The sequence below is a fragment of the Kitasatospora sp. NPDC088742 genome (assembly GCF_055584905.1).
Genome location: NZ_JBVJLD010000004.1, coordinates 61,032 through 80,415 on the forward strand (window position 1 = coordinate 61,032; position 19,384 = coordinate 80,415).

General features: G+C 74.2%; 16 protein-coding genes. 7 read left to right on the forward strand and 9 right to left on the reverse strand.

Annotation, left to right across the window (positions count from 1 at the left end; translation table 11 throughout):
* Nucleotides 1–219: 219 nt before the first annotated feature.
* Together ACZ6ZR_RS05890 and ACZ6ZR_RS05895 are read left to right on the forward strand one after the other, a co-directional pair.
* On the forward strand, nt 220–1,008 hold the full coding sequence (locus ACZ6ZR_RS05890; RefSeq protein WP_465639743.1) for a cupin domain-containing protein: 789 nt from the start codon (nt 220–222) through the stop codon (nt 1,006–1,008).
* A 47-nt stretch (nt 1,009–1,055) separates the two neighbouring features.
* A complete protein-coding gene (locus ACZ6ZR_RS05895; RefSeq protein ID WP_465639745.1) occupies nt 1,056–1,388 on the forward strand; it encodes a hypothetical protein in 333 nt (110 codons plus the stop codon).
* Nucleotides 1,389–1,500: 112 nt separating this feature from the next.
* Here the strand turns inward: ACZ6ZR_RS05895 and ACZ6ZR_RS05900 are convergent, their stop codons facing one another.
* On the reverse strand, nt 1,501–2,013 hold the full coding sequence (locus ACZ6ZR_RS05900; RefSeq protein WP_465639747.1) for a pyridoxamine 5'-phosphate oxidase family protein: 513 nt from the start codon (nt 2,011–2,013) through the stop codon (nt 1,501–1,503).
* Nucleotides 2,014–2,310: 297 nt separating this feature from the next.
* Between ACZ6ZR_RS05900 and ACZ6ZR_RS05905 the strand changes: the two genes are divergently transcribed.
* Nucleotides 2,311–3,660 carry a helix-turn-helix domain-containing protein gene (locus ACZ6ZR_RS05905; RefSeq protein WP_465639749.1) on the forward strand — a complete coding sequence of 450 codons (1,350 nt, stop codon included), beginning with the start codon at nt 2,311–2,313 and terminating at the stop codon, nt 3,658–3,660.
* Here ACZ6ZR_RS05905 and ACZ6ZR_RS05910 read toward each other — a convergent pair whose 3' ends face one another.
* Nucleotides 3,661–4,161, reverse strand: a complete 501-nt coding sequence (locus ACZ6ZR_RS05910) for an SsgA family sporulation/cell division regulator (RefSeq protein WP_465639751.1) — start codon at nt 4,159–4,161, stop codon at nt 3,661–3,663. It abuts the gene before it with no gap.
* Between the two features lie 297 nt (nt 4,162–4,458).
* On the opposite strand from ACZ6ZR_RS05910, the gene ACZ6ZR_RS05915 reads away from it, so the two are divergent.
* Complete coding sequence (locus ACZ6ZR_RS05915; protein WP_465639752.1) at nt 4,459–5,466, forward strand: hypothetical protein; 1,008 nt, start codon at nt 4,459–4,461, stop codon at nt 5,464–5,466.
* 175 nt (nt 5,467–5,641) lie between these two features.
* On the opposite strand, the gene pepN is transcribed toward ACZ6ZR_RS05915, so the two are convergent.
* Nucleotides 5,642–8,125 (reverse strand): aminopeptidase N, encoded by a 2,484-nt coding sequence (pepN, locus tag ACZ6ZR_RS05920; RefSeq protein ID WP_465639754.1) that lies wholly within the window; start codon nt 8,123–8,125, stop codon nt 5,642–5,644.
* Between the two features lie 162 nt (nt 8,126–8,287).
* On the opposite strand from pepN, the gene ACZ6ZR_RS05925 reads away from it, so the two are divergent.
* Nucleotides 8,288–9,469: a TerD family protein gene (locus ACZ6ZR_RS05925; RefSeq protein ID WP_465640063.1), complete on the forward strand. Its 1,182-nt coding sequence runs from the start codon at nt 8,288–8,290 to the stop codon at nt 9,467–9,469.
* Between the two features lie 120 nt (nt 9,470–9,589).
* Nucleotides 9,590–10,183, forward strand: coding sequence for a Uma2 family endonuclease (locus tag ACZ6ZR_RS05930; protein ID WP_465639756.1), 594 nt, complete (start codon nt 9,590–9,592; stop codon nt 10,181–10,183).
* A 13-nt stretch (nt 10,184–10,196) separates the two neighbouring features.
* Here the strand turns inward: ACZ6ZR_RS05930 and ACZ6ZR_RS05935 are convergent, their stop codons facing one another.
* The 3 genes from ACZ6ZR_RS05935 to ACZ6ZR_RS05945 all read right to left on the reverse strand — a co-directional run bounded on the left by ACZ6ZR_RS05935 (nt 10,197) and on the right by ACZ6ZR_RS05945 (nt 14,523).
* Nucleotides 10,197–11,126: a proline dehydrogenase family protein gene (locus ACZ6ZR_RS05935; RefSeq protein WP_465639757.1), complete on the reverse strand. Its 930-nt coding sequence runs from the start codon at nt 11,124–11,126 to the stop codon at nt 10,197–10,199.
* Nucleotides 11,127–11,218: 92 nt separating this feature from the next.
* Nucleotides 11,219–12,847, reverse strand: coding sequence for an L-glutamate gamma-semialdehyde dehydrogenase (pruA, locus tag ACZ6ZR_RS05940; RefSeq protein ID WP_465639759.1), 1,629 nt, complete (start codon nt 12,845–12,847; stop codon nt 11,219–11,221).
* A 167-nt stretch (nt 12,848–13,014) separates the two neighbouring features.
* A complete protein-coding gene (locus ACZ6ZR_RS05945) occupies nt 13,015–14,523 on the reverse strand; it encodes an L-lactate permease (protein WP_465639761.1) in 1,509 nt (502 codons plus the stop codon).
* Between the two features lie 208 nt (nt 14,524–14,731).
* Between ACZ6ZR_RS05945 and ACZ6ZR_RS05950 the strand changes: the two genes are divergently transcribed.
* The gene (locus tag ACZ6ZR_RS05950; protein ID WP_465639762.1) at nt 14,732–16,342 is read left to right on the forward strand and encodes a PucR family transcriptional regulator; all 1,611 of its coding nucleotides are present in this window, start codon (nt 14,732–14,734) and stop codon (nt 16,340–16,342) included.
* 58 nt (nt 16,343–16,400) lie between these two features.
* On the opposite strand, the gene ACZ6ZR_RS05955 is transcribed toward ACZ6ZR_RS05950, so the two are convergent.
* From ACZ6ZR_RS05955 to ACZ6ZR_RS05965, 3 genes are read right to left on the reverse strand one after another with little or no spacing between them, the layout of a single operon-like run.
* Entirely contained in the window at nt 16,401–16,535 is a 135-nt protein-coding gene (locus tag ACZ6ZR_RS05955; RefSeq protein ID WP_465639764.1) for a hypothetical protein, read from the reverse strand.
* Entirely contained in the window at nt 16,532–19,126 is a 2,595-nt protein-coding gene (lanKC, locus tag ACZ6ZR_RS05960; RefSeq protein ID WP_465639766.1) for a class III lanthionine synthetase LanKC, read from the reverse strand. Before lanKC ends, ACZ6ZR_RS05955 begins: the two co-directional genes overlap by 4 nt.
* Nucleotides 19,127–19,150: 24 nt before the next feature.
* Nucleotides 19,151–19,315, reverse strand: coding sequence for a hypothetical protein (locus tag ACZ6ZR_RS05965; protein ID WP_465639768.1), 165 nt, complete (start codon nt 19,313–19,315; stop codon nt 19,151–19,153).
* Between the last annotated feature and the right edge of the window lie 69 nt (nt 19,316–19,384).

Genomic DNA, 19,384 nt, shown 5'->3' on the forward strand with positions numbered 1-19,384 from the left:
TGCCGTACGTCATGCGATTTCCCCCTGGCTGTCCGTCAGATCGCTTGCGCGGTGCACATGTTGGCATAACGGCAGGTACTTGTCAGTGACCCCGGAGGAACCGGGTCAATCGGACAGGACCGGTCGGTGACGCCTGCCCCAGGTGTCCGGGACAGCGGGCCGCGCAGCATGGAGGCCGGACCGCACCGCGTCCGAAGGACCCGACGGAGGAGGAGAGGCATGCTGGCGAACCGGACCACCCCGGCCACCGGGTACTCCGACGAACTGATCGTCGCCGACCCCGGCGGCGCCGCCGACGTGTACGCGATGCACGGCGGCCGGAACGTCGCCCGGTGGAAGTGCCTGGCCCGCCGACTCGGCCTGTCCGGCACCTGGGAGGCGATCGAGGTCTCCACCCTGCCGCCCGCCACCGAGTGCGGCGTGCACCACCACAGCCGGACCGAGGAGCTCTACTTCGTGGTCTCCGGCGAGGGCGAACTGCTGCTGGACGGCGTCCTGCACACCGTCGGCCCCGGCACCCTGATCACCAACCCGGTCGGCACCCGCCACCGGCTGAACAACCCGGGCGCGGTGGACCTGGACTGGATCGTCATCGAAGTCATCAGCCCACCGGTCGCCGCCGCGCTCACCGGCGACCCCGGCCACACCGGAAGGCCCCTCATGCGCACCGCCACCATCATCGACCTCGCGGCGGACGGCTCCGCCGACCTCACCACCCTGCTCAGCGGACCGCTCCGGGACGCCCGGCTGGTCACCCTCGCCCCCGGCGAGCAGGAGGAGCTCCGCTCCGACGACCGGGAGCACACCCTGTACGTGCTGGCCGGCACGGGGCGGGCGCTGGCCGGCACCACGGAGGTGCGGCTGGGTCCGGGGACGGCGGTGACGCTGCCGCTCGGCAGCGCGGCGACGCTGCGCGCCGACGGGCAGCTGCTGCGGTACTTCACCGCGAGCCTGGCCGTGCCCAACGCCAAGGACGGGCGACGGGTGACCGAGCGGGGTGCGGCATGATCGTCTCGCGACCGGGGAACGCACCCCGGACCCTTCGGGGCAACACCGTGCGGAGCACCGGGCGCTCACTGGCCCGGCGGGGCTTCTTCCACAGCGAGACCGAGTCGGTGGACCACCTCGACCTGGCCCCGGGCAGCCGGATCGACGCCCGGGGGCGGGAGGGCACCGAGGAGATCTGGTTCGTCGTCAGCGGCGGCGGACGCCTCGTCACCCCGGACGGGTCCACCCTCCCCCTCCGCCGCCACACCCTCGCCGTCTGCCCCCTCGACACCGGCGCCACCGTCCACGCCGGCCCCGACGGCCTCTCCGCCGTCCTGATCGCGGTGGTCCCCCCGGGGCTCACGGACGCGATGCCCATCCGCTACCCCGCCGGCGGCTGAGGCCTCGGGAACGGCAGCACGTGCGACTGGCTCGTGTGCCCCGATCCGACTCTGGTCCGCTTCCGTACTCGCGCAGTTCCTCGCGCCCCTGGGTCGCTGCCCTGGTGGGCCGTCAGCGGAGGACGCGGGCGGAGAGGTAGTTGCGGCGGCCGAAGCGGGGTTCGTCGACGGCGGTGAGTTCGTCGACCTGGAAGCGGTAGAGGGCCGCGGCTCCGGCGCCGCTCAGGTACTGGCGCCGGAGCTCGGGGTCCTGTCCGAAGGACGGGTAGCGGGACTGGTAGGCGGCGAAGGCGGCTTCTGCGTGGTGGCCCCAGGCCTCGCCGGCCCGGCCGGTGAACTGGATGCCGCGGAGCTGCTCGCCGAAGACCGGCGGCGGGAGGAAGACGGTGGCGGCGGCCCGGGCCTCCTCGGTGAGGTGGAGGCTGTGACGGGTGGAGCGTTCGCTGACGAAGTAGAGGACCAGGTCCTCGTCGTAGGCGAAGAAGGCGAGGTTGGCGTGCGGGCCGCGCTCGGGGCCGGCGGTGGCCAGGGTGAGCACCATGCTCTCCGCCAGCAGCCCCTCGACCCCCTTGGCGAACTCGGCCGCCGGCCAGTCCCCCTGGGTCATCTCCAACCGGTACGTCACGGGTCTCCCCCTCCGCCGCGCTGCACGTGGACCGAGCCGGCCCGGGGCGTCGTTCCCGGGGACCGGCTCACATGCTCTCCCCGCGGCCACGGGCACACAAGGGTTCCGGCGGCCATCGGGTCATCCGGACAAGCGGTACCGGACCGGGGACGAAGACCGGATAGCCCCGCAAAACGCTTTCTTCCGGCAGATAGCGGCAGGTCGAAAGATTTCCCAACCCGACCAATGCCCCCGCTCCCGGCCGTAACCTGTCTCCGGTACACCAGGACCGACGTGGGCCCGACGGGGAGGCACCGGTTGCAGGAGAGTCATCGAGCGGTCCCGCAGCCCCGCCGGGCACCCGAACAGGCGGACCTGCCGGAGCGCTACGACCGGGCCATGGCCTCCTCCTCCGTGTCCCCGCCGGAGGAGTCCGAGGCCTTGCCGAGACCCGAGATCGGCGACTCCTGGGACCGGCTGCGCCGGCTCGGCCTGGACCCGGAGCGGGGCCGGGAGGCCCGCCGGATCGGCCCCGCCGAGCTGGAGCACCGCCGCCGCGAGACCCATCTGTCGGACATCCTCCCGGTGCTCCGGACCACCCTGCTGCTGCCCACCAGCACCACCCCGCTGATCCTGGCCATCGCCGACGGGGACGGCCACGTGCTCTGGCACGAGGGCGAGCGCCCGCTGCTGCGCACCGCCGACTCGATCGGCTTCGAGACCGGCGCCCGCTGGGTCGAGGACGAGGTCGGCACCAACGGGATCGGCCTGGCCCTGCGGGTCCGCCGCCCGGTCCAGGTGCACTCCGCCGAGCACTACCTGCGCAGCCACCACGGCTGGACCTGCGTGGCCGCCCCGGTGCACGACCCGCGCACCGGCCGGCTGCTGGGCGCCGTCAACCTCAGCGGCCCGGCCCGCTCGATGGCCCCGTACCTGCTCCAACTCGCCGCCACCGGCGCCCGGCTGGCCGAGGCCGAACTGAGGGCCCGTCAACTCGAGGCGCTGCACCGGCTGCGCACCGTGGCCGCCCCGCTGCTGGCCCGGGTGGACCGGCCCGCCGTGGTGGTGGACAACGAGGGCTGGACGGCGGCCACCGTCGGCCTGGCCCCGGTGCCCCGGCTACGGCTGCCGGTCGAGGGGCTCGGCGGCTCGCCCCGGGTCTGGCTGCCCACCCTGGGCGAGTGCGCGGTGGAACCGCTGGCCGACGGCTGGCTGATCCGCCCCACCGGGAGCCCCGGCCCGGACGGCCCCGGCGACGGCTCGCTGATCACCCTGGACCTGCGCCGGGCGGCCCGGCCCGAGCTCACCGTGGAGGGCGCGGTCGGCCGCTGGTCCCACGGGCTCAGCCCGCGCCACGCCGAACTGCTGCTGCTGCTGGCCGTGCACCGGGAGGGCCTCAGCGCGGCCCGGCTCTCCGAGGCCCTGTTCGGCGACCCCTCCCGCACGGTCACCGTCCGGGCCGAGGTCTCCCGGCTGCGCCGCTACCTGGGCGGGCTGCTGGACCACCGCCCCTACCGGCTGACCCCCACCGCCGAGGTGGTGGTGCTCCGCCCGACCGACCCGTACGACCTGCTGCCGAGCTCGTCCGCCCCGGCCGTGCGGGAGGTCCGCTCCGGGCTGGTGCGCGGCACGCTCCGGCTGCCGGGCGAGGTCGTCCCAGCCCGTTGATCAGAACCCGTTGAGGAGCTCGCTGAGCTGACCGTCCGTCGGCCCGGAGAGCGCCTCCTCCTCGGCCGACACCACGGCGTAGGTGCGCTCCAGCCAGGCCTGCACCCGGGGCTTGGAGGCCTCCAACAGCGCCCGCCCGTGCGGCGATTCGAGGGCCAGGTGCAGGGTCGAGCCGTGGCAGGGGCAGTACGCGGGCCAGAGCTTGACGTCGCCCTGCCCGCTCAGACCGGCGAGACCGTCCCGGAGCAGCTCACGGGAGAACACCCAGTCCGCCTCGTCGGAGCGGCCGAGGTGGAAGGTGAGCAGCACCTCGTAGGGCCGTTCCGGGTCGTACCGGAAGCGGGTGCGCACCTCTCCCACCGAGTCCTCGTCGAGCGCGATCCGTAGGGTCAGGACCTCCTCCACCGGCCCCGGCACGACGTCGGGTCCGACCGCCTCGTCGCCCGTGGGGGTGGCGGCGAACGGCGGGTTCGAGGCGGCTGACAGCGGGTCGCGCGGCATGACGATCTCTCCGAGGCGGCTGGGGTTCCGCCCAGCCTGCGGCAGCGCCGCCGCCCTTGCAACCGTTGCAAGGAGGTTGCAACACTCGTCCACGGACCCCGGCGCACCCGTGGAACTGACGGATCCGGCGGCCGATCCCCCTGCCGTGCACCGGGTCTGGCGGTCCGTCAGGTGCGCACTGGTAGTCTCAGTTGGCCCTGCGCCGTACCCGGACCGTGAGAACCGGCCGAACAGCGGCGCGGCGAAGGCGAGTTCGGTCGATCGACACATTCGGGAAGTCGGGAAGGAGGCGGGCCGGTGCTCCGGGAGCTCCGCGAGAAGGACGGGACGGCGACCGCCGCCCGGCACGACGTGCCGTCACGGCAGGCGCGGCACGGCCGGCCGAAGCCGGTCGGTGCGCGGTTCCGGCTGCCGGGCTTCCGCTTCTCCGGCGCCGCGATGGCGATGTCCACCGTGGTCGGCATCAGCGTGGCCACCACCTGGCTGGTCAGCGAGCAGCAGACCGTCGGCAGGCTGCCCGGGGTCACCAACGTCGGCGCCAGCCCGCCGATCCCCAGCCCCGACGCGGCCCCCGAGCCGGCCCCGGAGACCACGGCCCCGCCGCAGCCCGGCCCCGCCGCGGTGGTCCCCGGTCCGCGGGCGCTCGGCGCCCGCACCCCGTCGGCCACCCACTCGGCCACCCCGTCCCCGACCCGCCCCCGGACCCCCTCCCCCTCGGCGTCCGCCCCGTCGGCCTCCCCGGCCCTCCCGCCCGTGACGGTCTCCGCGCCCGGCCCCGGGCCGAGCCCCTCGCCGTCCGCCGCGTCGCCGTCGGCCTCGCCGTCACCGTCACCCAGTGGCAGCGCCACCGGTACGCCCCGGCCGGGGACACCGCCGCCGCTGGCACCGACCGGCACCCCGACGGCGGCCGCCCCGATGACCGGTCTGGCCGAGCTCGGCCCGCTCGGCCAGACCGGCACCCGGCACACCCTGGAACTGACGGTCGGTGAGGAACTCACCGCCCTCCAGGTCGAGTTCGAGCTGACCCGCCCGGAAGCACTGCCCGGCACCGTGCCGTGGAGCACGCTGCCCGGCGCGGTCGTCACGGTCGTCCAGGCCCGCGGCACCGTGATCTACCGCTTCACCCTGCCGCCCGGCCTCGACGTCATCCCCGGCAAGTACCTCTTCGCCGTCCACACCGTCGGCCCCTCCCCCTCGGCGAGCCCGAGCCCGGTCACCACCCGGCCCGCCGAGGAGACCTGGTCCGCCGCCGCCTTCAACCTCCGCCGCTCCACCGCCACCACCACCCGCGGCACCTTCCACTGACGGCCCGTCCGGGCGGGCGCCCCGGCGGGGCAGCGACCCAGGGGCGCGAGGAACTGCGCGGCCCGCCACCCACCGCCGTTCAGATCGCAGCACGTGCAACTGACCCTCGTGGAAGCGACCAACGGTAGTGGTCTTCCGCTTCGCGCGGTTCCTCGCGCCCCCGGTGTGACCAACCTCAGCCGCGGATGCGGGCGGCGCGGCGCAGGTCGTCGATCTGGTCGGCCAGGGTGCGGCGCAGGCCCGGGGTCAGGGCGTCCCCCGCGAGCAGCGCCTCCGCGAGGGCGACCGTCTCCGGGGTGGACCAGCCGGTCGGGAAGAGCGCCGTGCCGAGGGCACGGGAGACGATGTCGCCGCGCTCACCCGCCGCCGGGATCTCGGCGAAGTACCGCTCCACGTACGGACGTTGCAGCGCCTCGCCACCGGACTGCCAGAACCCCTGCGCGACGGCGGTGAGCAGCGCGTTCGACAGCCCGCCCTCCTCGCCGAACAGCAGCCCCCAGGCCGCCTCCTTGGCCTCGGCCCCCGGCAGCGCGGCCCGCGCCCGGGCGGCCCCCTCGGAGGCGGTCGACCCGGGATCGGCGGCCAACTCGGCCGCGATCCGGTCCTCGCCGATCAGGCCCCGCCCGGCCAGCCGCACCAGCGCGGCCCAGCGCAGCTCCGCGCTGAGCTCGATGCCGAAGGCACCGCCGCCGAGCCACTCCTCCAGCTCGGCCAGCTCCCGCTCGCCGGTGGCGTTGTCGACCGCGGCCCGCAGCGCCGCCAGCCGCAGGCCCAGCTCGGCGTCCTGACGCGCCAGCAGCTCCCGCGCCGCACCGGCCAGCCGGGCCTGGGCGGCGGGCCGCTCGGCCGGGTCGAGGTAGGGCAGCATCTTGGTGCGGGCGAAGGCGAAGACCGCGTCCACGATGGCGTCCACCGACTCGCCGGGCAGGTGGGCGGCGACCAGGTCGAGGTAGCCGCCCGGGGCCAGCTCGCCGTCCCGGACCAGGTCGCGGGCGTGCTCCCAGAGCACCGCGCGGGTCAACTGGTCGTCGAAGAGCGAGAGCTTCTCGGTGACGGTCCGCCAGGAGGCCTCGTCCAGCCGGATCTTGGCCCAGGACAGGTCACCGTGGTTGGGCAGCAGCAGCGCGGGGCGGGGCGCCCCGGTGAGCTGCGGCAGCGGGGCCGGGGTGCCGGGCTCCAGCTCGACGTCGTACGACTCCCGGAGCACCGGCCTGCCGTCCGCGTCCAGGTCGAAGACGCCCAGGCGGACCAGGTGCGGCCGGCTGCCGTCCGGCACCAGCTCGGCGGAGGCGATCACGTCCCCGTCGTAGGAGACGGCCGTCCCCAGGGTGTCCACGCCGGAGGTGCGCAGCCAGTGCTCGGCCCAGCCGCGGACGTCCCGGCCGCTGGTCTCGGTCAGCACGTCCAGGAACTCGCCGAGTTCGGCGTTGCCGAAGCGGTGCCGGGCGAAGTGCTCGTTGATCCCGGCGAAGAAGGCCTCGTCGCCGAGCCAGGCGACCAGCTGGCGCAGCGCGGCGGCGCCCTTGGCGTAGGAGATGCCGTCGAAGTTGCCCATCGCCTCGGCGACGCTCTTCAGGCCCTCGGCGGCGATCGGGTGGGTGGTGACGCGCTGGTCGGCGTCGTAGCCCCAGCCCTTGCGCTTGATCGCGAAGCCGCTCCAGGCGCTGCGGAAGCGGGTCACCTCGTCGGTGATCCGGAAGCCCAGGTACTCGGCGAAGGACTCGTTCAGCCAGATGTCGTCCCACCAGCGCAGGGTGACCAGGTCGCCGAACCACATGTGGGACATCTCGTGCGCCACCACCATGGCGCGGAAGGTCCGCTCGGCCTCGGTCGGGGCGGAGTGGAAGAGCATGTGCTCGGCGAAGACCACGCAGCCCGGGTTCTCCATCGCGCCCCAGTTGAACTCGGGCACGAACGCCTGGTCGTAGCGGCCGAACGGGTAGCGCTCGTCGAAGAGTTCGTGCAGCCGGTCGAAGGACTGCCGGGTGACCTCGAACAGCTCCTCGGCCTCGCGGTCCAGGTCGGCGGCGAGCGCCTTGCGGCCGTGCAGGCCCAGCGGGATGCCGTCGTGCTCGGAGTACACCGAGTGCAGCGGGCCGGCCACCACGGTGAACAGGTAGGTGGAGATCGGCTTGGTCGGCTCGAACTCCCAGCGGCCCTCGGCCACCTGCTTGCCGGTGCCGTTGCCGAGCACGGTCCAGTCGGCCGGGGCGGTGGCGGAGAGGGTGAACGAGCCCTTGAGGTCGGGCTGGTCGAAGCACGGGAAGGCGAGCGGCGCGAGGTCCGGGCCGCAGGCCGCGTACAGGTAGACCGAGCCGTCGGCCGGGTCGACGTAGCGGTGCAGGCCCTCGCCGGTGGAGGAGTAGCGCTGGTCGGTCTCCAGCAGCAGCTCGTTCTCGGCGAGCAGGCCGGTCAGCGGCAGCCGGTGGTCGGCCAGCGCGGCCGGGTCCAGCTCGGTGCCGTTGAGCACGGCGCGGTGCAGGGTGTCCGGCCTGAGGTCGAGGAAGGTCCCGGCGCCCGGCTCGGCGCAGGCGAAGCGGACGGTGGTCGCGCAGCCGTAGACCGTCTCACCCCGGGTCAGGTCGAGGTCGAGGGTGTAGCCGTGGACCTTGAGCAGACGGGCACGGGTACGTGCCTCGGAACGTTGTAGAGCTGGCATGCCCTGCATGCTTTCCCAGCGGCCGGAACGGGACAAGCGGCATTCCGTGCCGACTCGCCGATTCAGCTGAGAGCTTGGCTACGCTGGGCCTTCGCAGCCGCCAGAGTTGAGTGTGCATCAGGGATGCGCGTGGAGAAGAAGGAGCAGCCAGTGACGACGGTCCTGACCCAGGGCGGCAACGCGCCGCTCGCATCGGCCCGGGTGACGGTCGAGGTGACGGCCCCCAAGGCGCTGGACGTCTCCGGGCTGCTGCTCACCGAGGCGGGCAAGGTCCGCTCGGACGCCGACTTCGTCTTCTTCAACGCCCCGAACGGGCCGGGGGTGACGCACCGTCCGGCCGCCGGCTCCACCCCGGACGCGATCACGGTGGACACCTCCGCGCTGCCCGCCGGGATCGAGAAGGTGGTGGTGACGGCCAGTCTGGACGACGCGAACGCGACCTTCGCCGGCACCGAGCCCACCGCCACCGTCCGGGACGCCGACACCGGGGCCGTCCTGGTCACCTTCACCCCGCCGCGTCTCACCCGGGAGACCGCCCTGGTGGTGGTCGAGGTCTACCGCCGGGGCGGCGCCTGGAAGGTCCGCGCCGTCGGCCAGGGCTACGCCAACGGCCTGGCCGGCATCGCCACCGACTTCGGCGTCTCGGTGGACGACTCGCCCGCCCCGCCGCAGGCCGCCCCCGCCGCGCCCCTCGCTCCCCCGCAAGCCGCCCCCACCCAGGCCCCGCCCAGGCCGGTCACCCCGCCAGCCGTCCCGGCCTCGCTCACCAAGGTCACCCTGGACAAGGGCCGGATCAGCCTCACCAAGGGCGGCTCGGTCTCGCTGGAGAAGAACGGCAAGCCCTTCCTCTCGGCCGTGAAGATGGGCCTCGGCTGGGAGCCCGCCGGCCGCGGCCGCAACATCGACCTGGACGCCTCCTGCATCGCCTTCGACGCCCAGCGCAACAAGGTCGAGACCGCCTGGTTCATGAAGCTCTCGATCTTCAACGGCGCCATCGCCCACTCCGGCGACAACCTCACCGGCAAGGGCGACGGCGACGACGAGGCCATCACCGTCCACCTGGACGGCCTCCCCGCCGAGGTCTGCGGCCTGGTCTTCGTGGTCAACTCCTTCTCCGGCCAGAAGTTCACCGACGTCAAGAACGCCTACTGCCGCCTCCTGGACGCCGGCTCCGGCCAGGAGCTGGTCCGCTTCGACCTCACCACCTCCGAGCCCAGCACGGGCGTGGTGATGTGCAAGCTGGTCCGCCAGTACTCCGGCGAGTGGGTCATGACCGCCATCGGCGAGTACGTCAACGCCAAGACGGCGCGGGCGATGGTGAAGCCCGCCGGCGCGATGCTCTGACGGGGAATCAGACATTTCGACTTGAGCGAAACCACTCGATCGTAGGGACTCGAACCGCTCGCCTTCCGGTGGCCACGCCATGGCTCATAGCGTGGCCACCACCCACTGGAAGGGGGCATCATGAGTGCCATGGCACAAGAGCATCCGGTGCAGGCCGGGCCCTCCGAGGCGGACATCCTCCTCGCGGGCTTCCTGGACCTGGCCACCCCCGAGGGCTTCCGAGCTGAGCTCATCGAGGGAGAGATCGTCGTGGCTCCACCGACCGACGGCGCGCACGAGCGTGTCTTCAGCCGCCTGGTGCGGCAGATCATCCGGCACTCCGCGGTCGAGATGGACGTCTCGGGCTACAAGGGCCTGCGCCTGCCGAGCGGCGGCCGCTGCCCGCGGAACTACGCCATCCCGGACATCACGCTCGCACCGCTCGACCTGGACCTCTTCAACGAGGCACCGCCCTGGATGGACCCGGGCGGGGTCGCGATGGTCGCGGAGGTCACCTCGTCGAAGGCGATGCAGGACCGGATCGCCAAGCGGCACTGCTACGCCCGCGCGCAGATCCCGCTGTACCTGCTGGTCGACCGCGAGGAGTCACGGGTCAGCATCTTCGCAAAGCCCGAAGGAGACGAGTACACCGAAGTGCACCTCGCCTCCTTCGGGAAACCGCTCGCCCTGCCCGAGCCGTTCGGCTTCGAGCTGGACACCGCGGCCTTCCTCTGACCTTGACGGCCCGTCAGCCCCGGGTGGCCATGGCGCGGAGGAAGAAGGTCAGGTTGGCCGGGCGCTCCGCGAGGCGGCGCATGAAGTAGCCGTACCACTCCTCGCCGTACGGAAGGTAGACCCGCATGGTGTTGCCGGCCTCGGCGAGGCGCAGCTGCTCCTCGGGGCGGATGCCGAGCAGCATCTGGTACTCGAAGCTGTCGAGCTCGCGGTTGTTCCAGTCCGCCAGCTGGCCGGCGATCTTGATCATGTTGGGGTCGTGCGAGGCGACCATCGGGTAGCCCTCGCCGGCCATCAGGATCTTGAGGGCGCGGACGTAGGCCAGGTCGACCTGGTGCTTGCCCTGGAAGGCGACCGACTCGGGCTCCTTGTAGGCGCCCTTGCAGATCCGGACCCGGGAGCCGGCCGTGGCCAGGTCGCGGCAGTCGGACTCGGTGCGGCGCAGGTACGCCTGGAGGACGACGCCCAGCCAGGGGAAGTCGACGCGCAGCTCGCGGGCGATGGCCAGGGTGGAGTCGGTGGTGGTGTGGTCCTCCATGTCGAGGGTCACCGTGGTGCCGGCCTCGGCGGCGGCCGCGCAGATCCGGCGGGCGTTCTCCAGGGCGATCTTCTCGCCGTCCACCGGGAGGAACTGGCCGACCGCGGAGAGCTTGACGGAGACCTCGGCGTCGGCGGCCAGGCCGGTCTCCTTGAGGGCGGCGAGCAGGTGCTCGTAGGCCTCGGCGGTGCCGGCGGCCTGGTCCGCGTCCTTGGTGTCCTCGCCCAGGTGGTCAAGGGTGACCTTGCGGCCGGTGACGATGAGCTCGTCGGTGGCGGTGACCGCCTGGTCGAGGCGCTCGCCGGCGACGAAGCGCTCGACTATCGCGTGGGTGGGCGGGAACTTCTCGACCACGGTGCGCACCTGCGGGGAGCGGGAGGCGGCGAGGAGGGCGGAACGGAGCATCGTGAACTCCTGGAGACGGTTCAGCTGGTGGGGAGGGGCGAGGGCGGCGGCGTGGGATTCCGCCGCCGCCCTCAGGGGGGAGTGACGACTGGTCAGCCCATGTGCGGGTAGCGGTAGTCGGTCGGCGGGACGAAGGTCTCCTTGACCGACCGGGTCGAGGTCCAGCGCATCAGGTTCTGCTTGGCGCCGGCCTTGTCGTTGGTGCCGGAGGCGCGGCCGCCGCCGAAGGGCTGCTGGCCGACCACGGCGCCGGTGGGCTTGTCGTTGATGTAGAAGTTGCCCGCCGCGTGACGGAGCTTCAGCATCGCGTGCTGGACGGCCTCGCGGTCCTGGGCGATGATCGCGCCGGTCAGGGCGTAGGCGGAGACCGACTCCATCTGGGTCAGCATCTCCTCGTACTTCTCGTCCTCGTAGACGTGCACGGCCAGGACCGGGCCGAAGTACTCGTCCTTGAAGTACTCGGAGGCCGGGTCCTCGCAGACCAGCACGGTCGGGCGGACGAAGTAGCCGACCGAGTCGTCGTACGTGCCGCCGGCCAGCACCTCGACCGAGGGGTCGGCCTGGGCGCGGTCGATCGCGGCCTTGTTCTTGGCGAACGAACGCGAGTCGATGACGGCCGACATGAAGTTCGACAGGTCGGTGACGTCACCCATCGTCAGGCCGTCGACCTCCTCGCGGAACTCGTCCTTGAGCTCGGCCCAGATCGAGGCCGGGACGTAGGCGCGGGAGAGGGCCGAACACTTCTGGCCCTGGTACTCGAAGGCACCGCGGGTCATCGCGGTCTTCAGCACGGCCTTGTCGGCGGACGGGTGGGCGACCAGGAAGTCCTTGCCGCCGGTCTCGCCGACGATCCGCGGGTAGGTGCGGTAGTTGGCGATGTTGGTGCCGACCTCGCGCCACAGGTGCTGGAAGGTGGCGGTGGAGCCGGTGAAGTGGATGCCGGCCAGCGCCGGGTCCTTCAGCGCGACCTCGGAGACGGCCAGGCCGTCGCCGGTCACCATGTTGATGACGCCCTTGGGCAGGCCGGCCGCCTCCATCAGCTGCATCAGCAGGTGCGCGGCGAACTGCTGGGTGGGCGACGGCTTCCAGATCACCACGTTGCCCATCAGGGCGGGGGCGGTCGGGAGGTTGAGCGCGATGGCGGTGAAGTTGAAGGGGGTGATCGCGTAGACGAAGCCCTCCAGCGCGCGGTGGTCGCTGCGGTTCCAGACGCCGTCCGAGGAGATCGGCTGCTCGGCGATGATCTGCCGGGCGAAGTGCACGTTGAAGCGCAGGAAGTCGACCAGCTCGCAGGGGGTGTCGATCTCGGCCTGCTGGGCGGTCTTGGACTGGCCGAGCATGGTGGCGGCGGCCAGGGTCTCGCGCCAGGGGCCGGCCAGCAGGTCGGCGGCCTTGAGGAAGATCGCGGCACGGGAGTCGAAGGAGAGCGCCTGCCAGGCCGGGGCGGCGGCCAGCGCGGTGTCGATGGCCTCCCGCGCGTCGTCCTGGGTGGCGTTGCGCAGGGTGCCGAGGCGGGCCGCGTGGTTGTGCGGCTGGACGACGTGGATCTCCTCGCCGCCGCCCATCCGGCGCTCGCCGTTGATGGTCATGGTGAGCTGGATCGGCTCCTGGCCGCCCAGCTCCTTCAGCTTGGCCTCCAGCCGGGCCCGCTCGGGGGTGCCGGGGGCGTAGCTGTGGACCGGCTCGTTCACCGGCGCGGGGACCTGGGTCACAGCATCCATGAGCGCGCGATCTCCTTCTCGTCATGGGGGAAGGCCGGGCGGGGGTCACACGCCGGCCATGAAGAAACGCTAAGGCGCCGGGGCCGTCGCTTTGCTTGGCCTGGCAGCCAAAGTCGGCCCCTCACCCTTGTACGGGTGAACAGAGCCGACCGACCGGGCTAACCGGCTCACCGCCAGAGGACGGCGATCACGCCGAGCACCAGGAAGATCAGGCCGTGCACCGTCAGCACGGTGCGCAGCACGTAGGTGGTGTCCACCTTCGCGGCGGTCTCGGTCTCGGTGAGCACCGCGACCCCGCCCCCGCCGGCCGCCGGAGCCGCGGACGGAGCCGGGGCCGCGGACGGGCCGGGCGAGTTCTCGGCCAGCTGGGCGGCCAGCACCACCCGGGCCACCGCGCCGCCGGAGGCCAGCGCGGCGCTGACGTTCTGCACCGCGACCAGCTGGGCGGCCGGGTAGTGGAGCAGCTGGGCGGTGGCCGCCTGGCTGGAGGCGAACATCGCGTTGGCCCCGGTGTTGGAGCCGGCCAGGAAGCCGCCGACCGCGCCGATCCAGGGGGCCAGCAGCAGGTAGCCGGCGCCCAGCGCGGCCCCGGCGTCGGCCAGCGCCCGGCTCATCCCGCTGGCCGCCAGCAGGGTGCCCAGGGCCAGGAAGACCACGGTGGTCAGGGTGACCTGCCACCAGCGGCCGAAGGTGGCCGAGGTGGCGGGCGGCAGCACCGCGCCCTCGGTGCCGAGCAGTCCGGGGGTGAGCGCGGCGGTCAGCAGCAGCCAGCCGGCCGGGCCGGCCAGCACCGTCCACCACCCCTCCTCGACCCCGGCCAGGCCGAGCGCGAGCCGGCTCAGCAGCAGGCCGCCGACCAGGAAGGCGTACGGGACCAGGGCCCGGCCGAGCGGGGCCCGCGCACCGGCGGCGGCCACACGGCCGGACAGCCGGGAGACCAGCAGCAGGACGACGACGGTGGTGATGCCGCCGAGCACGCCGGCCAGCGGCATGCCGACGTAGAAGTCCACCGCCCAGACGGTGAGCCAGAGGGTGCCGGCCGCGAGCACCAGCTCGCCGGCCGAGGCCAGCGCGCGGCGCGGGCCGAAGGAGACCACCAGGGCGGCGGCCCCGGCGATCAGGAAGACCGGGGCGGAGAGCAGCGCGGAGTTGATGCCCAGCTCCTGGAAGTCGACCCCGCCGAGCTCGGCGGCGACCAGGCTGCCGGGGGCCAGCGAGCCCCAGGGCACGGTGACCAGGCCGAGCAGGCCGACCACGGCGGCCTTCGGCGCGCTCAGGCCGAGCTGGCGCAGCAGCGGGATCGCCACCACCACGCCGATGCCGAAGCCGGTCAGCGACTCGGCGAACGGGGTCACGCCCAGCTGGACCAGCAGCACCGCGCGGGCGGCGGTGCCGGAGGAGCCGCCGATCCAGTCGCCGAGCCGCTTCTGGGTGCCGGTGCGGCTCATCAGCTCGCTGAGCAGGATGCCGCCGAACAGGATGGCGGCCAGCTCCACGATGGTGGGGAGCATGTGCAGTTCGGCCCGGAACAGGTCCCCGGCCGGGTGGCGGAAGGAGGTGAGGGTGACCACCACCGCCGTGGCCAGGGCGGCGAGTGCGGCGTACAGGGCTCGCACCCGGGCGGCCAGCAGCCCTAAGGTGACCAGGATCGGCAGGGTCGCCAGCGCGGCGTTCATCGCGGTCCTCCAGGGACGTCTTCGGCGTGGTGGTGGCGCTCGGCGGTCACGGCCACCCCGGGCCGAGAATAGGAACGGCTCGCATCGCCGACGCACGATCCCCCCGGACACCGGACAATCCGGCCGGGACTAGGTCAGGTCGGGCCGTTGTGACGGGCCGTCAGGCCGTGCGGTCCTTACCGCGCCGAGCACGAGGATGGGAGAACGGATGGCCGCCGCCGGGCTGCCGCTGCGTCAGCTGCTGATGTCGCTGGGCGAACCGCTGGTCGAGCTCCAGGCGGCCCCGGCCGGGCTGGACGTGCCGGTGCGGGACGTGGCGATCCTCGACCCGGAGGACCCGGCCACCGCCTCGGCGGGCGAGCTGGTGCTGGCGATCGGGGCCCGCGGCCGGGCCGCGCTGCCGGCGCTGCGGGCGGCCGGGCGGGCCGGGGCGGCGGCGGTGGCGGTGAAGCTGGACGCGCCGGGGCAGGCGGACGCGCTGCGCGAGGCGGCCACCGAGGCCGGGGTGGCGCTGCTGAGCGTGCGGCGGGAGACCCGCTGGGAGCACCTGGACTCGCTGGCCCGGGCGATCATCGCCGGGCCGGACGCCCCGGAGACCCCGGAGCACAACGCCGGGGACCTCTTCTCGCTGGCCCAGACCGTCGCGGTGCTGACCAACGGCATCGTCTCGATCGAGGACACCTCCAGCCGGGTGCTGGCCTACTCGCGCTCCTCGGACAGCGACGAGGTGGACGACCTGAGGCGGCTCTCCATCCTGGGCTGGCAGGGCCCCGAGCCGTACCTGTCCAAGCTCCGCGAGTGGGGCATCTTCCAGCACCTGCGCTCCTCCGACACGGTGATCGGGATCGACCCGCACCCGGAGCTGGGCATCCGGCGCCGCCTCGCCATCGGCATCCGGGCCGGGGCGCAGCCGCTGGGCACCATCTGGGTGCAGGAGGGCGCGCAGCCGCTGGCCCCGCTGGCGGACCAGGCACTGGTCGGCGCGGCCCGGGTGGCGGCGGCCCAACTGGTGCGCCGCAGGCGGGAGTTGTCCGCCGACGTGCGGCTCACCCAGACCCTGCTGACCGGCCTGCTGGAGGGCTCCACCGGCCCGCAGACGCTGGCCACCCACCTGGGCCTGGACCTGCGGCGGCCCGCCACCGTGCTGGCCTACGCGGCCGGTTCACCCTCCGAGGGCTCCGACCTGGAGCTCACCCGGGCCGAGGTGACCGGCCTGATCTCGGTGCACACCGCCGCCCGGCACCGCTCGGCGCTGCTCGCCACGATCGACTCCCGGGTCTACGTGCTGCTGCCCGAACTCCCGGCCGGGCTGCCGATGTCCACCGTCCGGGCCTGGGCCCAGGAGGTGGTGGACGCGGCCAGGGAGCACCTGGGCGTGCCGCTGCGGGCGGCGGTCGGCGCCACCGTGGAGGGGCTGGCTGCGGTGCCCGAGTCCCGGGCGCAGGCGGACCGGATCCTGGACGCGATGGGCCGCGGCGGGGTGGCGCTGGAGGTGGCCGCGCTGATCGACGTGCAGGCCGAGGTGCTGGTGAGCGAGGTGCTGGCGCTCCTCCAGGAGCGCGGCCGGCTGCGGGACCCGCGGCTGACCGCGCTGGCCGCGTACGACCGGCGGCACGGCACCCGGCTGGCCGAGTCGGTGCTGGCCTGGCTGGACGCGCTGGGCGAGGTCCGGGTGGCCGCCGACGCGCTGCACATCCACCCCAACACCCTGCGGTACCGGGTCCGCCGGGCCGAGCAGCTCACCGGGATCGACCTGGCCCAGCCGCAGCAGCGGCTGCTGGCGATGCTCCAACTGCGGCTGCCCGCCGACGAGGCCTGAGGCCCCGCCGGCGGGCAGCTCCGGCCGGCCCGCCGACCGACCGGCTCCCGACGGGAGGTCAGTCCTGCGGCTCGGCCGCGACCGGCTGGGCGGCGCGGAAGTGCGCGTGGCTGCTCCAGTGGCTGCCGTCGGCGGCGTACTCGCCCGAGGTGCGCTCCTCGGCCAGGCCCTGGAGGTTGAGGATCGAGGTCACTGTGGTGTCCCTTCGTCGGTGGCCACCCCGGCGGGTCCGCCGGGGAGATCGGTGAGGCCGGGCAGCGGGACGGGGCCGAGCACCGCCTCGTGCAGGGCCAGCATCACCCCCGCCGCCCCGGTGGCCAGATCGGTGGAGAGCCGGTGCAGCCGCCGCCCGGGCACCGCCCAGTGGCCGCGCAGGCCGACCAACTGGAGCCGCAGGTCCCAGAGGTGGCGGGCCATCAGCTCCCACTGCCCGCCGCGGGCCAGGTGCAGCACCATCCCGGCCCGGCCCTCGAACAGCCCGGCTGCGGCCACCAGCCGGGGCCGGCAGGCCCGGTCGGCGGCGGCCAGCGCGGCGGCCAGGTCGGGCTGGGTGCGCCAGTCCGGGGTGGCGGCGATCAGCAGCCCGAGCCCGGCCCCGCCCTCGGCGAGGTAGGGCAGGCGGCGGCGCCCGTCCGGCTCGGTGAGCATCAGCATGCCCTCGGGGCGGGCGGCACCGGCGAGTTCGGCCCGCAGCGCCGCCTCGGCGGCGGTGGCCCAGCGCGGTTCGCCGGAGTCGGCGTGCAGGTGGCGGAAGAGCGCGGCCAGCCCGGCCCGCCCCGCCAGCAGCCCGGGCGCCTGCGGGGCGCCGGGGGCGCCGTCCGGCACCAGCGCGGTGAGGCCGTCGGCCAGCGCGTACGCCCGCTCGGCCCGGCCCCGGTCCCCGGTGTACCGGGCCGAGTCCAGCAGCGCGAGGGCCAGCCCGGCCCGGCCGGAGCCGAGCCCGGGCGCGCCGGGCGGGCCGGCCGCCTCGGCCCGATCGAGCAGTTCCTCGGCCTGCTCCGGGCGGCCCAGGCGGCGCAGCGCCCAGGCCACCCCGGCCAGTCCGTCGTACAGGCCGGGCCGGGGGTCGGCCAGCGCGCGGGCGCGCTCGACCAGCAGGTCCAGCTGCTCCTCGGGCACCCGGTAGCCGCAGCCGTGCAGCGCGTACAGCACCCCGGCCGCGCCGTGGGCCAGCGAGAGCGCGGGGCCGCCGGGCTCGAACTGGGCGACGTCGCCCGGGAAGAGACGGTCCGTCCGCTCCGGGGTGGCGGCCGCCCGGATGCCCTCGGCCAGCGAGTCCAGCACCGGCCACCAGCCGACCGGGCCGGTCACGCCCGGCGCGGGCCACGGGACCACGGGCGGGCCGCCGGCCAGCTCGGCGCTGCCCCTGGGCAGGGCGCCGCCGACCGCCTCGCGCAGCGCCGCCCGGGTGGCGGGGACGAAGCCCTCGGGCACCGGGTAGCGGACCGGGATCTCGGCCAGCGCCTCCTCGGCCTTGCCGGAGTCCAGGTGGAGCAGCGGGTTGAGCGGCAGCAGCAGGTAGAGCCGGAGCGCCGCCAGCGCGTACCGGTCCACCGCCGGGCCCCGCCGGGCCGCCGGGCTCACGAAGCCGGGCGCGCCGAGCGCCGGGCCCTCGGCCGCGTCCACCGGGAAGGCCAGCTCGAAGTCGACCAGGGCGCACCGGCCGTCCGGGCGCAGCAGCACGTTGGACGGGTGCAGGTCGCCGAAGACCAGCCCGCGCCCGTGCAGCTGACGGAGCATCCGCTCCAGCTGGCCGAGCACGTCCAGCGCCCAGGCGGTGTACTCGGCCAGCTCGGCCGAGGACGGGTCGGGCCGGGTGAGCGGGCAGCGCCGGGTGAAGGCCGTCTCCAGCGGCTCGCCCTCGATGTGCTCCTCGACCAGGAAGTGGTGCTCCCAGTCCTGGCGGTACTCGTACAGCGCGGGGACGAAGTCCAGCCCGGCCAGCCGCTCCAGCACCGCGCGCTCGCGGTGCAGCCGCTCCACCGCGTCCCGCCCGTCGGCGTCCAGACCGGCGTGCGGGCGGGCCTCCCGGAGCACCACCGTGCGGCCGTCCCGGCGGTCGGTGGCCAGGTAGACCCCGCCGCCGTTGGAGAAGTGCAGCGCCTTGGCCACGTCGAACGGGAAGTCCGGCTCGGGCGCGGCGGCGGCCTCGGCGATCTGCCCGGCCACGAAGTCGGGCACCGGCGCCCACTCCGGGACGGTGAAGACCGCCCCGCGCACGTCGGGGACCAACGCTCCGTCAGGCCGGCGCAGCGCCAGCACCCGCCGGCCGTCCGGGCCGGTGGTCCACTGCTGGACGAAGGCGCCGTAGCGCAGGTGCAGCGGGCCCTCCTGCCAGCGCAGGTCGCTCAGCACGTACGGGCCCGGGGTGCCCTTGAGCGCGGCCGAGAGCTCGGCCAGGGCGTGCCGCAGCGCCTCCTCGCCGAGCGGGTAGAGGGTGAGCAGCTTGCCGCTCGACCCGCGCGGGGCGTACTTGCCGTTGGCGGCCAGCAGCCGGGCCGGGGAGCGCAGGAACTTCACCGGCGTGCCGGTGGCCGTGCAGTGCTCCAGCACCGTGGCGATCACCCGCTCGGCGTCCGGTGCGGTGGCCGAGACGTGCACCTTCCAGCCCTGCTCGGGCAGTTCGGCCCCGGCCGGGGCCAGGTTGACCCAGGGGCCGTGGACGGACCGCTCCCAGCCGGGCGGCAGGGCGGCGGTGGCCGCCGGGTAGGACAGCTCGGTGACGGGCGGCACGTCGTAGAAGAGCGGATCGGCGAGGCAGTGCCGTTCGTAGCGGTCGTCCATGGTGTTCCCCGGTCGGTCGGCCCGTCAGAGCTGGGGGCGGACCCAGCAGTCCTCGCCCCAGGCGGTGGTGGCCACGCAGATCGGGCCCTGCGGCCCGCCCGCCCGTGCGCCGCCCCGCGGCTGCTGCGATCCGGCCGTCAGCACCAGCGCGGTCAGCGCGAGCGCGAGCAGGACGAAGGCTTTCCTCATGGCGTTCCCCCGGTGAAGAGACGTACGGCCCGGCCTCTGACGGTCCGTCGGCGAGGGGGCGTTCCGTGC

What these genes read in the sequence shown, in the direction of transcription:
- ACZ6ZR_RS05935 (WP_465639757.1), bottom strand. Translation starts at nt 11,126, where the DNA reads ATGCTCCGTTCCGCCCTCCTCGCCGCCTCCCGCTCCCCGCAGGTGCGC.
- ACZ6ZR_RS05950 (WP_465639762.1), top strand. Translation starts at nt 14,732, where the DNA reads ATGGCCGCCGCCGGGCTGCCGCTGCGTCAGCTGCTGATGTCGCTGGGC.
- lanKC (WP_465639766.1), bottom strand. Translation starts at nt 19,126, where the DNA reads ATGGACGACCGCTACGAACGGCACTGCCTCGCCGATCCGCTCTTCTAC.
- ACZ6ZR_RS05910 (WP_465639751.1), bottom strand. Translation starts at nt 4,161, where the DNA reads ATGCCGCGCGACCCGCTGTCAGCCGCCTCGAACCCGCCGTTCGCCGCC.
- ACZ6ZR_RS05930 (WP_465639756.1), top strand. Translation starts at nt 9,590, where the DNA reads ATGAGTGCCATGGCACAAGAGCATCCGGTGCAGGCCGGGCCCTCCGAG.
- pepN (WP_465639754.1), bottom strand. Translation starts at nt 8,125, where the DNA reads ATGCCAGCTCTACAACGTTCCGAGGCACGTACCCGTGCCCGTCTGCTC.
- pruA (WP_465639759.1), bottom strand. Translation starts at nt 12,847, where the DNA reads ATGGATGCTGTGACCCAGGTCCCCGCGCCGGTGAACGAGCCGGTCCAC.
- ACZ6ZR_RS05945 (WP_465639761.1), bottom strand. Translation starts at nt 14,523, where the DNA reads ATGAACGCCGCGCTGGCGACCCTGCCGATCCTGGTCACCTTAGGGCTG.
- ACZ6ZR_RS05890 (WP_465639743.1), top strand. Translation starts at nt 220, where the DNA reads ATGCTGGCGAACCGGACCACCCCGGCCACCGGGTACTCCGACGAACTG.
- ACZ6ZR_RS05965 (WP_465639768.1), bottom strand. Translation starts at nt 19,315, where the DNA reads ATGAGGAAAGCCTTCGTCCTGCTCGCGCTCGCGCTGACCGCGCTGGTG.